The 12195-nt window shown below is 40.2% G+C and carries 15 protein-coding genes; 9 read left to right on the top strand and 6 right to left on the bottom strand.

Going from position 1 to position 12195, the window contains the following annotated elements; all coding sequences use genetic code 11:
* Nucleotides 1-38: 38 nt before the first annotated feature.
* From BMY70_RS27065 to BMY70_RS27055, 3 genes are all read right to left on the bottom strand, one after another.
* A complete protein-coding gene (locus BMY70_RS27065) occupies nucleotides 39-404 on the bottom strand; it encodes a response regulator (protein WP_090340915.1) in 366 nt (121 codons plus the stop codon).
* A gap of 341 nt (nucleotides 405-745) precedes the next feature.
* A complete protein-coding gene (locus BMY70_RS27060) occupies nucleotides 746-1894 on the bottom strand; it encodes a sensor histidine kinase (protein WP_177197141.1) in 1149 nt (382 codons plus the stop codon).
* A 26-nt stretch (nucleotides 1895-1920) separates the two neighbouring features.
* Nucleotides 1921-2697: a LytR/AlgR family response regulator transcription factor gene (locus tag BMY70_RS27055; protein WP_090341468.1), complete on the bottom strand. Its 777-nt coding sequence runs from the start codon at nucleotides 2695-2697 to the stop codon at nucleotides 1921-1923.
* A gap of 141 nt (nucleotides 2698-2838) precedes the next feature.
* On the opposite strand from BMY70_RS27055, the gene BMY70_RS27050 reads away from it, so the two are divergent.
* Nucleotides 2839-3147, top strand: a complete 309-nt coding sequence (locus tag BMY70_RS27050; protein ID WP_229209801.1) for a helix-turn-helix domain-containing protein — start codon at nucleotides 2839-2841, stop codon at nucleotides 3145-3147.
* Nucleotides 3148-3330: 183 nt separating this feature from the next.
* On the opposite strand, the gene BMY70_RS27045 is transcribed toward BMY70_RS27050, so the two are convergent.
* Nucleotides 3331-3828 carry an SRPBCC family protein gene (locus tag BMY70_RS27045; RefSeq protein WP_090340910.1) on the bottom strand — a complete coding sequence of 166 codons (498 nt, stop codon included), beginning with the start codon at nucleotides 3826-3828 and terminating at the stop codon, nucleotides 3331-3333.
* Between the two features lie 138 nt (nucleotides 3829-3966).
* On the opposite strand from BMY70_RS27045, the gene BMY70_RS27040 reads away from it, so the two are divergent.
* The 3 genes from BMY70_RS27040 (at nucleotide 3967) to BMY70_RS27030 (ending at nucleotide 6151) form a co-directional block, all read left to right on the top strand.
* Nucleotides 3967-4947 (top strand): GlxA family transcriptional regulator, encoded by a 981-nt coding sequence (locus BMY70_RS27040; RefSeq protein WP_090340909.1) that lies wholly within the window; start codon nucleotides 3967-3969, stop codon nucleotides 4945-4947.
* Nucleotides 4948-5076: 129 nt separating this feature from the next.
* Nucleotides 5077-5505 (top strand): VOC family protein, encoded by a 429-nt coding sequence (locus tag BMY70_RS27035; RefSeq protein ID WP_090340907.1) that lies wholly within the window; start codon nucleotides 5077-5079, stop codon nucleotides 5503-5505.
* 148 nt (nucleotides 5506-5653) lie between these two features.
* Nucleotides 5654-6151 (top strand): hypothetical protein, encoded by a 498-nt coding sequence (locus BMY70_RS27030; RefSeq protein WP_090340904.1) that lies wholly within the window; start codon nucleotides 5654-5656, stop codon nucleotides 6149-6151.
* Nucleotides 6152-6157: 6 nt separating this feature from the next.
* Here BMY70_RS27030 and BMY70_RS27025 read toward each other — a convergent pair whose 3' ends face one another.
* A complete protein-coding gene (locus BMY70_RS27025) occupies nucleotides 6158-6550 on the bottom strand; it encodes a barstar family protein (RefSeq protein ID WP_090340901.1) in 393 nt (130 codons plus the stop codon).
* Nucleotides 6551-6884: 334 nt separating this feature from the next.
* Between BMY70_RS27025 and BMY70_RS27020 the strand changes: the two genes are divergently transcribed.
* Together BMY70_RS27020 and BMY70_RS27015 are read left to right on the top strand one after the other, a co-directional pair.
* Nucleotides 6885-7856: an aldo/keto reductase gene (locus BMY70_RS27020; protein ID WP_090340899.1), complete on the top strand. Its 972-nt coding sequence runs from the start codon at nucleotides 6885-6887 to the stop codon at nucleotides 7854-7856.
* Nucleotides 7857-7894: 38 nt separating this feature from the next.
* On the top strand, nucleotides 7895-8707 hold the full coding sequence (locus BMY70_RS27015) for a helix-turn-helix domain-containing protein (RefSeq protein WP_090340896.1): 813 nt from the start codon (nucleotides 7895-7897) through the stop codon (nucleotides 8705-8707).
* Here BMY70_RS27015 and BMY70_RS27010 read toward each other — a convergent pair.
* Nucleotides 8704-9054 (bottom strand): winged helix-turn-helix transcriptional regulator, encoded by a 351-nt coding sequence (locus BMY70_RS27010; protein ID WP_090340894.1) that lies wholly within the window; start codon nucleotides 9052-9054, stop codon nucleotides 8704-8706. The genes BMY70_RS27015 and BMY70_RS27010 overlap by 4 nt on opposite strands.
* A 128-nt stretch (nucleotides 9055-9182) precedes the next feature.
* Here BMY70_RS27010 and BMY70_RS27005 point away from each other — a divergent pair, with 128 nt between their 5' ends.
* The 3 genes from BMY70_RS27005 to BMY70_RS26995 all read left to right on the top strand — a co-directional run bounded on the left by BMY70_RS27005 (nucleotide 9183) and on the right by BMY70_RS26995 (nucleotide 12190).
* Nucleotides 9183-10151: an aldo/keto reductase gene (locus tag BMY70_RS27005; RefSeq protein WP_090340892.1), complete on the top strand. Its 969-nt coding sequence runs from the start codon at nucleotides 9183-9185 to the stop codon at nucleotides 10149-10151.
* Nucleotides 10152-10727: 576 nt separating this feature from the next.
* Nucleotides 10728-11513 (top strand): alpha/beta fold hydrolase, encoded by a 786-nt coding sequence (locus tag BMY70_RS27000; RefSeq protein WP_090340890.1) that lies wholly within the window; start codon nucleotides 10728-10730, stop codon nucleotides 11511-11513.
* 89 nt (nucleotides 11514-11602) lie between these two features.
* On the top strand, nucleotides 11603-12190 hold the full coding sequence (locus BMY70_RS26995; protein WP_090340888.1) for a Crp/Fnr family transcriptional regulator: 588 nt from the start codon (nucleotides 11603-11605) through the stop codon (nucleotides 12188-12190).
* The last annotated feature ends 5 nt before the right edge of the window (nucleotides 12191-12195 follow it).

The following is a 12195-nucleotide window of genomic DNA, read 5'->3' as shown; positions in this document are numbered from 1 at the left end:
TCTTGTAATTAGTAAGTCTAGTTATACTTTAAACGACGCTAACTGCAGGATACCAGGTTTTGAAATTTTCCAATGGCCGACTGAAAGTTGGCCATTGGAAAAGGTTCTTTTAAAAAACATATAGGATTTAAATCATAACCTGTAAAAACATACTCGGGGTATGAAGCAGTGATCACTAATGATTGTTGTCTTCGAAATTCAAATAACATATCTTCTGTAACAATGCGATCGGGAGACGGCAGACTGGCAAAGACCAGGTCATACTCATCCGATTTAAGCATTTGCAGTGCTTCCTCTGAATATGCTCCCGACCATACGAGGTCGAGGCAATACGTCCGGCGAATGTATTTTTCTAAAAGGCTGTCAGCTAGCCACCATCGGTTAATCAGGATACAGCGATACATATAATAGTGAGAAAGCTATCCCGTTATTTAGTATAAGAAAGAACTCATTGTGGTAATATCAGGTTGTTTTTTACCGTTGTTCGCAGCAGTTAAATTTACAAGTCTTTCTTTTTTCAGAACAAGACGAGATGAAGTAATAACGGGAGTAGCTGATTTCGTTTGCATCGTTTCTATGGGTTGAATGGTTAAAATGAACATAATCAACGGAACCATTTCTGCTGATTGGTGAAACGAATGTATCAGACGCAGTGCTCGATTTCAATTTATTTAGACCTATGGGTATACGTTTTTCGACCAATCAGGAAGAAATTGGGATTGTTGATTCATCGATAACCGGAAATTCAGGCTTTATCAAGTCTGATCCCGATCATAACTTCATACTCGTCATCCGTATGACGAACATTCAGGTCATGTCTATCTGAATAGAGTAGATTTAAGCGTTTGCGGGTATTGACGAGACCAATCCCACCGGATTTTTTAACTGCTGCCCCGACCGTAAAACTTTTAACGCGGTCAGGCAAACTATTCTGAACTGTAAAATATAAAACGTCTTCTTCGATAACCGCAGATACATAGACGTAGGAAGATTTTCTACTTAAATTAACTCCATGCTTGAAAGCATTCTCAACGAATGAGATGAGTAAAAGCGGAGCAATTTTCAACCCGGAGGCTTCGCCGTCCATGGCAAAGGAAATATCGACGAGGTTATTTGGATGCCGATATTTTTCCAATTCCAGGTAGTTCCTGATATATTCTAATTCTTCCGTCAGCGGTACTTTTTCCTCATTTACACCATACAAACTGTAACGCATCAGGTCAGATAGCTTCAATACCAGATCCGAAGCCTGCTCGTCAATATCCACTGTTCTGGTATATATACTGTTTAGTGTATTAAAAAGAAAATGAGGATTGATCTGCGACTTCAGGAAATCCAGTTCAAGGGCCAGATTGTCGCGCTCAAGAATCAGGTTTTTTGTCTGGATGAATAAAATATCAGCAAAAGCTTTTACGCATAAATAGAACGTTACTATCCCGAAACTGAAACTATAATTCCAAAAAGCTATCTTCTGGTCTGTGAAACACCCGAACCAGCCATTATTATTTATATAACCATACACATTTTTCACCCAGGTTTCCTGAGTTTTATTGACCAGATCAAACTTGTTGCTATAAGGATAAAGCTCAATTATCGAAGCATAATTTGTCCAGTAAATGATTAGAAAGCTGACCAGGAGCCAAAATAAAAATGGAATGATCTTTTTTTTATACAGGAATCTGGGAAATACGAAAGCGCTGAGAAAGTAATATATAGCGATAGTTTGTGCAAAGAAAAGAATACAAAGAGCGTTTGTGACAAAGCTATTATCTTTGGTCAATGGTCCTACTGCAAGGTATTTTCCGATAATCCACGTAAAGATTATTAATAAAGCATGCAGAATAATCCTGAAAAAAAACTTCTTCGTAAATGCAAAACTCCTTAAAGGGGCCATCTTCAGCATCTGGGATCAGCGTTGTCTTATTTTTTCAAAGTTTCCATGACAGTTTCCCTGTACGTTACGCCGATATCTACCTTTTTTCCGTCCGTAGTTACAATCTGATTACCATCAATTTCTCTGATTGCATTAATTCGAACGATAAATGACCGGTTAATTCTTAAAAAATTTCCTTCGGGCAGCATACTTTCCATTTTCGACATGGTGTTATGCGTGACAATTGTTCGCTGAGGCAAATGAATCTTTATATAATCTTTCATTGCTTCCACCAGCACAATTTCATCAGCAATCACTCTTACTAATTTCTTGTCTTCTTTAATAAGCAAAAAATCTTTTCCCGAATTTGTCTCTTTTTTCTGTTGGTTCAAAACTCTTTCAGCTTCCAGGTTCTCGGCAGCGGAGGATTTCGACGATAAAATCGCGTTTGAAAAGGCTGGTAATAAGTCCGTCACTTTGTTTACAGCCCGAATGAATCGTTCAAAGGACGCAGGCTTCAGAAGGTAATCCGTTACGTTATGTTCAAAGCCCGCCATTGCATATTCCTGATATGCAGTAATCATAATAATCTTTGGATTGTGTCCCTGAATAGCCCGAATGAACTCGAATCCTGTCATTTCAGGCATTTCAACGTCGAGAAAAATAAGGTCGGGCTTACTAATCTGCACCTGAAACAGGGCGTCCACCGCATTGCCAAATTCTCCTGCCAGTTCCAGATAAGGTACACGGGAAATAAATTTTTTAAGAAGCTCTCTTGCATCCGGCTCGTCATCAATGATAAAGCAATGTACTGTTTTATTCATCGCTTGATTTGGTGTATTCATCTATATTTTTATGGCTATTGATCGAAAACCGTTATAAATCAGTCGAAATAGTTATAAAAAGGCATCGACACTACCTTTCTTTGAATCATAACTCAGAAGCTACATTAAATACGATCAGCTATGAACACTATGAACTCAGCTACCGCAAATAATACATCAAGCCCTTTTACAATGAACCTGATGGGGCTTAAAGTTCGTAAGTTACGTGAGATATATGGATACTCCCAGGAGTTTGTTGCTTTTCAAATCGGAATAAGCCAAGCTGCATATAGCAAAAAGGAATCAGGAAGGACTGACCTTTCACTGAGTTGCCTGAGTAAACTTGCGAACATCTACTGTATATCCATGATCGATCTAATAAGTTTGAATACTCAGGAACTACTGTTGAAAGTTATCCAGACTGACTCGAAAATGAGCAGCCTCGTATAAATCTCATAAAATCACAGGAAAATTCTGTCAAAGTGCAGTTTTCCAGGCAACCACTTCATCAACGAAATCTTAAAATAAGATACGGCAAAATACTGGCAGGATAGTCGGATGTTTCCAACTATCCTGCCAGTATTTTGCCGTATGTTTTAAGATAATTAGCAGACGAACCAGGCTCGCTACGGACTAAATGTTATTCGGAACAGCACCTAATCTTTCTTCGTCAGGCGTTGTTGGCTTTTCTTTTCCATTAGGCTGGCCTTTTCCCCTTGTGATCAGATTAAACAAGCTTTCCTGAATATATTGCGTCCATGCATTCTTGCAGATGTCATAACATTCGTGCTCCGGAACAAGCCCTTTATGCGTAAACTTAATTTCCGTCTTAGTCTCTCTTTCAGATATTTCAAAAATCACTTGGGTATCTAGCCATTCGCTCTGATCTTTTGTGAATTTGAAATAGTTTTCTAAAACATCCCAGACCACTTTTTTATCGGCTGCAACCTCCGATAACTTCATGCGGCAACTGTGCACATCTTCATAATGATAAGAAAATTCATCTCCCAATTCGGAAGTACCACCTGTAATCTCTTCTGACCACCATGCCTCTGGATTAACGATTGCTTTGAAAGCTTCCTTCGGAGACTGGTCTACAACAATGGTCGTGGTGAAATCTGATGTTATCATATATTTTTCTGTTTTAAAAAGTTATAGCTCAAATTTATGGCCTAAACAACAGATAATCAGGGGGCAAAATGGACTTCGTGATGGGTTGATTTGGCCAAAATTCCATCCTATCTTTATCTTTCTCTTTCTGAAATTCATATGAAACATGTAACTATTGTCATCCCGGAGGGATATGCAAATCTGAGTAGTATTGCAGGTTCGTTTCAAATTTTAGTACGTGCCAATGATTATTGGCAAAAGATTGGTAATAAACCGCTGATAGACGTTCGTATCGCAGGTTTTGTTCCGGAATTAAGCCTGGATTCAGGATTCTTTACGATTTACCCAATTAACATTGTGGACATTGAAAAAACCGATCTTGTGATTATTCCGTCGGTTTCTCATGAATATGATCTTGTCATTAGAAAAAACAAAATACTTATTGACTGGATTCGGGATCGGTATAAAAGTGGCAGCGAAATAGCAAGTATCTGCACCGGTGCATTTTTACTGGCCGCAACGGGCCTTCTGAATGGAAAAAACTGTTCAACACACTGGAACGCAGCAGCAGATTTCAAGCGTCTCTTTCCCAATGTAAATCTTCAGCCTGATAAGCTCATCACGGCCGAACCAGGTATATACACAAATGGAGGTGCATACTCTTTTTTAAATCTGATGCTTTTTCTGGTCGAAAAATACTTTGACAGGCAAACGGCTGTTTTTTGTTCCAAAGTTTTTCAAATTGATATTGACCGGACGTCCCAATCACCTTTTCATATTTTCCAGGCACAAAAAAATCATGGCGACGAATTGATTGAAAAGGCTCAAACTTATATCGAAGGGAATTTAAATGGAAAATTTTCCTTTGAAGAACTTGCCTCAAAACTGGCGGTCAGCCGTAGAAATTTTGACCGGCGATTTATCAGGGCAACCGGCAACACACCGGTCGAATATTTACAACGTGTTAAAATAGAGGTCGCGAAAAAGACTCTGGAAAAAGGCCGAAAAAGTATATACGAAGTAATGAATGAGGTTGGTTATTCGGATGATAAAGCGTTCAGGGAAGTTTTTCGGAAAATAACCGGACTGTCGCCGGTAGATTACCGGTCAAAATATAACGGAGCCGGTACGCCGTTTTAATATTCAAGTGTTTATTTTGTCCCGACTCCCCCCTGATGTTGTCCGTTTTGAGGCATATCCAAAGGAAACGTAAATTCTAATTTTGGTCATCAATTTCAAACAAATAAAGCCAACTTAATTTTTTTCGTCATGCCCAAGATAAACACTTACCTGAACTTCGATGGAAAATCGGAGGAAGCATTCAACTTTTACAAGTCCGTTTTCGGCGGAGAGTTTTTATTGGTAAACCGGATGTCGGATATGCCCGGTGCCGAGCAGCTTTCCGAAGATGAAAAAGGCAGAATTATGCACATTTCGCTTCCAATTGGAAAAGACGATGTTTTAATGGCATCTGATATTGTGCCTTCTATGGGGCATTCATTAAATGTTGGAAACCATTCCTATATTTCTGTTTTTACAGATAGCAGAGAAGAAGCTGATCGTCTGTTTTCAGGATTGTCTGTTGATGGTACTATTGAAATGGCTATGGAAGATACATTCTGGGGTGATTATTTTGGTAGTTTCCAGGATAAATTTGGCATTGGGTGGATGATTAATTATCCGCAGCAACTTAGTTAATTGTGAGACCCGGCTGGGCGGAGAAATTTTTTGCCTGGCCAGGTTTCTCATCATAATTCAGATGAAAAGTAACTTTACGTTGATAAAATTTGACACAAGATATATTTTTGTTATCTTTTTGTTCAAATAAAATCAACAACTCAACATCATGATAAAGCTTCATCTGACCTTCTTACTAATTGGCTGCGCTGCCTTGGCACAGGCACAAGGTGTCATTGTGAATGCTGACGGAACGCATTCAGTTGTCGTCAACAACGGCAGTACCTCAACGATTGTGAATTCAAATGGCACACATGCAACGGCTATCAACAACGGAAGCACTTCAACAGTTGTAAATTCTAACGGGACACATTCAACCGCTTTCCACAACGGTAATACCTCGGTTATCGTAAATCCAAATGGTACCCATTCTACGGCCTTCCACAATGGAACTACATCCATTATTGTCAATCCGGACGGAACACATTCAATTGGAATGAACCTAGGATCCACCATGGCAACAGCTCCGAACAACGATAAAAACGTCGAAAACCAACAAGATGAATCTCGGATAGGCACCTGGAATAACGAGGATGACTATTGGTTTTCGGAACCGAAAGTGAAGGAAAAAAAAGTTAAAAAGCGTAAAAAGACAAAAAGGGAATAGCGGTTCTTAGTCAAGGATCAGTTCAATAGTAGGATGGTCAGTTATAACAGATAGTATTATTTCAAAATACGTTTCACCATTCCCATTTTCCAAAGCCACAAGTTTTTCACGAAACATTTCCTTGTTAAAAGGGGAATCTGGTTTCAGCTTTTCGTTGTAGTAAGCTTTGGTAACTGCATAACCCAATGATTGCCTGCTTTCTTCCGAATTATTCCATATCAACTCCACGGCCTCACCGCTTTTTATAACTCCAAATCCTCCATATAATAAATCATTAAAAGCATCCAGACTCTGCCCGATTTCCCAGTTTTCATCGGACATAAAAATCCGGTTAATTTCCTGATAAAATGTTGGTATATCTTTAATTGAACTGCCGTTGATAATGATTCGCTTCTTCATTTATAATCTGGTCAAATTAAAAAAGATCCGTCTAACCTGGTGGTAAACGATTTTCATGTTTGTCAAATTAAAACAACACAATTCATTTGATATCCATATTTTTTGACATTTTAATGATTATTGATTTGTCTTCACATTCACTGCCCAATAGATATTTTCCAACAATTTGATACACAATTTTATAGCAGTAAACTTATCCAATGGCACACTCTAATAGTTTTGAGAATATTCATCTGCAAGCTGAGCCATACAGACAAGTTATTTGAGCCGTAGAGGAAATTGAGTCGGAAGATCAAAGTCCATCTTTGTATCGTTAACTCAAAAAAATAAAACGATGACAACAATAACAAAAATAAATCTTGGCACAAATGGACCGCTCGTTTCTAAACTTGGATTAGGCTGCATGCGCATGTCTTCTGTCTGGGGAGGAAAAACCAATGACGAAAGCGAAAGTATAGCGACCATTCAAGCGGCACTTGACCACGGCATTAATTTTCTGAATACAGGGGATTTTTACGGCAGCGGCCATAATGAGTTGCTGGTAGGAAAAGCTATAAAAGGGCGTCGGGACGATGCTTTCATCAGTGTTAAATTCGGTGCAATCTTTTACAACGGTCAGTGGATCGGGATGGATCTTCGCCCGATAGCCATCAAAAACTTCATAAATTATTCGTTGGTCCGTCTGGGAGTTGATACAATCGATCTCTATCAACCGTCCCGCCTTGATGGCAGCGTTCCGGTAGAAGATGTGATCGGAACAATAGCCGATTTGATCAAGGAAGGAAAAGTTCGGCACCTTGGCGTTTCTGAAATCACATCCGATCAGCTGCGTCTGGCAAATAGCATTTATCCGGTTTCGGCTTTGGAAATCGGATATTCGCTGGCTGATCGTCAGATAGAAAACGATTTGCTTCCTGCTGCGAAAGAACTGGGTATCGGAGTTGTAGCTTTCGCCAATACTGCCGAAGGCCTCCTCACCGGCGAAATGAAGGCACCTCTCCCGGCAGATGACTACCATAATCATTTTTCACGTTTTCAGGGCGAAAATCTCGTAAAGAATCTTGAAAAGGTTGATGTTCTGAAACAAATGGCGACAGAAAAAGGATACACGCCTACACAGCTTGCGATCGCCTGGGTGAATTTACAAGGTGAGCATATTATGCCTTTGGTGAGCATGAGCAGAAGATCCCGTTTACCGGAAAATATCGGTGCGATGCAGATTGAATTCTCTGCTGATGATCTCACTAAACTTGAAATACACTTTTCACAAGGCGCAATTCTTGGAGGAACCTACCTTCAAAGATAAGACTGCCTGTTCGCGTTCTTATTTGATATCTTTGTTTCATGACTAATCCAAATGAAATAATTCCGGGAGTGCTCTTTTTCTCTTATCTCGCGAGTATGCGAAAAGAGAAAGTTGCATTCCTGGAACATAATACCCTGGTTTTGCAGGTTTCAGGTCGTTTTACACTGGAAACTTCCAGCGAAAAGATTTCAATGGGGCGCGGCCAGATGCTTTTAATCCAGAAAAATCAACTGGCGGAACTAACAAAGGTTCCTGTGGAAGACAATGAATACCAAACCATTGTCATAAGTCTAAAAGAAGACTTACTCAGGCAAATTGTCCTGGAAGAGCAGATAGAGACAGGTAGAAAATATATGGGGCCACCCAATATTCTTATTCCTTCAAATGAGTTTTTACATGCATTCTTTCAATCAATTATTCCTTATGTTCGTAATTCGCAAGAAAAAATCACGCAGTCCATGGGTATGTTGAAAGTAAAGGAGGCGGTACTTCTCCTACTTTATACCATGCCAGAACTTGAAGAATTTTTATTCGATTTTTCAGAGCCCTACAAGATAGATCTGGAAAAATTCATGCTCAATAACTTCCATTACAACATCCCTATCGAAAAATTTGCAATGCTTACAGGAAGAAGTCTTGCTGGATTCAAACGTGATTTCCAGAAAATATTCGGCATATCACCGCGACACTGGCTGCAAGAAAAAAGGCTGGCCGAAGCTCGCTACCTAATTGAACACAAGAATAAAAAAGCGTCTGCAATTTACCTCGACCTGGGATTTGAAAGTCTTTCTCATTTTTCTCATGCTTTCAAGAAGAAATTCGGCAAGACTCCAACGGAATGGTCTGTTTAAGCAGTTATTATTTTTTCCAGTTCCAGACGATGATCTTCGCCCCACTGCGCTATGCACGTAATAGCCGGAATAAGCGTCGCTCCTAAGGATGTCAGCTCATATTCTACTTTAAAAGGAAGTTCGTCGTAAGTGGTTTTCGATAATATCCCATGTTGGACCAGCTGTTTTAATTGGGTATCCAGAACCCTCCGCGAAGCCTTTGGCATATTTCGCTGCAATTCCCCAGGCCGTTTTATTCCGGAATAAACGCTCCAGATCAGATTTGCCTTCCATTTTCCGTTTACTACTTCCATAAATAAGTGTAAGCCGCAATCCAGCGAAACAGGTATCTTTTTTTGGTAAGTCATAAGTCAGTTTTGATTCACAAATATACGCTTGATAAGGCATATTTCCCGGTACGGATAAATTCAGCCGTACTTGTATGCAATCATTTGCTCGCCCAATTTTGCATAACAAACGATATCAAACAAGGATCATGAAGTATAACTTATTTGGGAAAAAGACAGGTTTATTAGCTAGTGAAATGGTGCTCGGCGCGGCCAATTTTGGGACGCGAAAAGGCTATGGGGCAAGCCCGGAATTTGCCGCACAAATTTTTAAAATTTATCAAGATGCGGGTGGCAATTTTATTGATATTTCTGACAGGTATCAACTGGGAGAAGCGGAAGAAATAATTGGAAAACTCATTGATAAGCAACGCACAAATTTTATCATCTGTACAAAATATACACAAAGCCATGAAGCTTCTCCGGCAGTCAGCAACTTCGGAAATCACCGTAAGGCGATGAGACAGGCAATCGAGTCAAGCTTGAAAAGGCTAAGGACAGATTATATTGACATCTACATGCCTCATTATGACGACGGCTTAACCCCACTCGATGAAATTGTTATGGGATTAGAGGATTTGGTAGATTCGGGAAAGGTACTTTACACAGGTTTGACGAATTTCCCTGCCTGGAAAGCCTCCGCGATCGCCTGCTCGACGCGTTTAACAGCTATGCAGATTGAATATAATCTGATTCAGCGCACAGCGGATCGTGAAATAATCCCTATGGCGGAGCACTTTGGTTTGGGCGTCATGATGTATTCACCGTTAGCAGGGGGTATTTTAACTGGAAAATATCGCAAAGGTGAAACCGGACGTATTACAATTGGATCGGATTTCGGATATCAGGAAAATGAAACTACAAAATCTATAATTGACGTGCTTTTTAATATAGCTGCGGAACATGATGTTACTCCGGGGCAGGTGGCATTTGCCTGGGTATTGTCTAAAGGCGCTTTCCCAATCATTGGCGCCCGGACCACCGAACATATATATGAGGCTTTAAAAGCAGGACAAATACGATTAAGCAAACAGGAAATTATTCAGTTGGATCAACTCAGTGCTGTTTCCTTAGGATATCCACATGATTTATTGAAAACCGTTCAGAGAAATCGCTGATTTATATGCGTTATAATACACCCCTATTTATCAAAAAAATTTCAAAGGTGAAGTCAGGCTGAAACAAAGCCTTGTCTTTTTCGCATGTTCCAAGTTGCGTTGTCGCAGCCTGGCAGCACCTGTCAGCGTTATGGGTTAGAATTTGTCTGCTAACAGAGTTTGTTTAAAGAAATTTTAAGGGATGGACGAATAACAAATGTAGATATTGAACAGAATAACTGTCTGAACGAATCACACCAATTTGAGAATCTGTTTTAAGGAATTTTTACGACATTTTACATTTCTGCAAGGTGTAAACAAAGATCCCGGTCTCGCCTTGCACAGCATTTTGGTCTGGTGTTAAACGATCTGATTGAAGGCACAGAACAAGCGCCTCGTTTGCTGATGCAATAATCCGGAATAAACTCCTTAATGCAATTAAGAAATCTTCATCGCCCGGCCAGCGTCAATATTTGTCTTGAACCCAAATGTGTTGCTCTTAATAAAAATACGATACTAACCCAGGTTAATATTATTACCCTGCCACATAGGTAGGTTTGCATTGTCAAAACGAATTGACGAATTAACCATAAGGAAATGAAAACTTTAATTTTTGCTATGGCAGCAACTTTGTTTGCATCAGTGGCTTCGGCACAAAACAATACTAAACCAACAGTCGTTTTGGTACACGGTGCCTGGTCCGACGTTTCCGCATGGAAGGCTGTTACGCCACTTTTAGAAGCAAAAGGAATCAATGTAGTGGCAGTTAACCTGCCCGGACATGGAAGTGATAAAACGCCTTTTACATCCATCACACTACAATCGTATGTGGATGCGGTTAAAAATGAGATCGGTGATCTGAAAAACGTAATACTTGTCGGGCACAGTATGGCAGGGATCGTAATTAGCCAGGTGGCCGAAGATATGCCGGAAAACATTAAAAAGCTGGTTTATCTTGCCGCTTATCTACCCGCAAACGGTCAAAGTCTGCTGGATCTGGCCAAAACAGATGCAGGAAGCCATGTAGGAAAATTCCTGCAGATTGATCAGGCAACTGCCTCTGCCGGAATTGGAAAAGATGGTGCTGTGGACATTTTCGTGGCCGATGCTTCAAAAGATGTTCAGGACAAATTCGCTGGCTGCGTACAGCCTGATCCGTTAGTACCTTTCGCTTCTCCTGTCACACTTTCAGCCAAAAATTTCGGCTCTCTTGAAAAGGTTTATATCTATACGACCAACGATCATGCAATAAGCCTTGCCGCGCAGCAGTCGATGGTAAAGAATGCAAAAGTAAAAAGGGAACATACCCTGAAAAGCAGCCATACGCCATTTATCTCAATGCCGGGCCAGCTTGCAAACATACTGATCAAAGAAGCAAAGTAGGTTTGATATGACGCGGTCAAAAAACCTGCCGGCATATCTACGGCAGGTTTCAGTAATAAAAAGGTTATATTGAAGAAAATTGAATAGAGATGGTAGCATTAGAGCAATTGAAAAGGGCAATGTCTTCGGCGGTCAACATGGATGCTGAGACCTTTAACCTTTCACTTCCATACTGGAAACTGAAAGAATACAAAAAAGGCGAGTTCTACAATGAGTACCATAATGTATGCAAACATCTGGGTTTTATCATTCATGGCGTTTTCAGGATTTACCGTGCTGACGATCAGACTAACGAAGAAAAAAACATGCTCTTCTTTTCAAAGCATCAGTTTGTAGCCTCCTACACAAGCTTTCTCAGTCAAAAACCATGCAATTATTACACTGCATCTATGGATGTCTCGATGGTTCTTTACATCCACATTGATCACCTGAATAAGCTTTACCAAGAATCACATCAATGGGAAAGATTTGGCCGCTACATTGCCGAAAATGCTTTTCATCAGCTGATGGCCAACACAGAAGGGTTTTTATTTAAAACAGCTGAGCAGCGCTATCTGGACATGATGGAAAAGCATCCGGATATATTTAATGCCGTGCCGGTTTATCATCTTGCTTCTTATCTGGGCATTCAGGCCCCTTCTTTAAGCCGCATCCGGAAACGAATGGCCGGCAAATAAATATC

It is taken from the genome of Dyadobacter koreensis, from assembly GCF_900108855.1.
Lineage (GTDB): Bacteria > Bacteroidota > Bacteroidia > Cytophagales > Spirosomataceae > Dyadobacter > Dyadobacter koreensis.
Note: the sequence above shows the minus strand (reverse complement) of the source record. Positions and strands in the feature narration are given on the sequence as shown.

What these genes read in the sequence shown, in the direction of transcription:
- BMY70_RS27015 (WP_090340896.1), top strand. Translation starts at nt 7,895, where the DNA reads ATGACTAATCCAAATGAAATAATTCCGGGAGTGCTCTTTTTCTCTTAT.
- BMY70_RS27050 (WP_229209801.1), top strand. Translation starts at nt 2,839, where the DNA reads ATGAACACTATGAACTCAGCTACCGCAAATAATACATCAAGCCCTTTT.
- BMY70_RS26995 (WP_090340888.1), top strand. Translation starts at nt 11,603, where the DNA reads ATGGTAGCATTAGAGCAATTGAAAAGGGCAATGTCTTCGGCGGTCAAC.
- BMY70_RS27055 (WP_090341468.1), bottom strand. Translation starts at nt 2,697, where the DNA reads ATGAATAAAACAGTACATTGCTTTATCATTGATGACGAGCCGGATGCA.
- BMY70_RS27020 (WP_090340899.1), top strand. Translation starts at nt 6,885, where the DNA reads ATGACAACAATAACAAAAATAAATCTTGGCACAAATGGACCGCTCGTT.
- BMY70_RS27010 (WP_090340894.1), bottom strand. Translation starts at nt 9,054, where the DNA reads ATGACTTACCAAAAAAAGATACCTGTTTCGCTGGATTGCGGCTTACAC.
- BMY70_RS27040 (WP_090340909.1), top strand. Translation starts at nt 3,967, where the DNA reads ATGAAACATGTAACTATTGTCATCCCGGAGGGATATGCAAATCTGAGT.
- BMY70_RS27000 (WP_090340890.1), top strand. Translation starts at nt 10,728, where the DNA reads ATGAAAACTTTAATTTTTGCTATGGCAGCAACTTTGTTTGCATCAGTG.
- BMY70_RS27065 (WP_090340915.1), bottom strand. Translation starts at nt 404, where the DNA reads ATGTATCGCTGTATCCTGATTAACCGATGGTGGCTAGCTGACAGCCTT.
- BMY70_RS27045 (WP_090340910.1), bottom strand. Translation starts at nt 3,828, where the DNA reads ATGATAACATCAGATTTCACCACGACCATTGTTGTAGACCAGTCTCCG.
- BMY70_RS27030 (WP_090340904.1), top strand. Translation starts at nt 5,654, where the DNA reads ATGATAAAGCTTCATCTGACCTTCTTACTAATTGGCTGCGCTGCCTTG.
- BMY70_RS27060 (WP_177197141.1), bottom strand. Translation starts at nt 1,894, where the DNA reads ATGGCCCCTTTAAGGAGTTTTGCATTTACGAAGAAGTTTTTTTTCAGG.
- BMY70_RS27025 (WP_090340901.1), bottom strand. Translation starts at nt 6,550, where the DNA reads ATGAAGAAGCGAATCATTATCAACGGCAGTTCAATTAAAGATATACCA.
- BMY70_RS27005 (WP_090340892.1), top strand. Translation starts at nt 9,183, where the DNA reads ATGAAGTATAACTTATTTGGGAAAAAGACAGGTTTATTAGCTAGTGAA.
- BMY70_RS27035 (WP_090340907.1), top strand. Translation starts at nt 5,077, where the DNA reads ATGCCCAAGATAAACACTTACCTGAACTTCGATGGAAAATCGGAGGAA.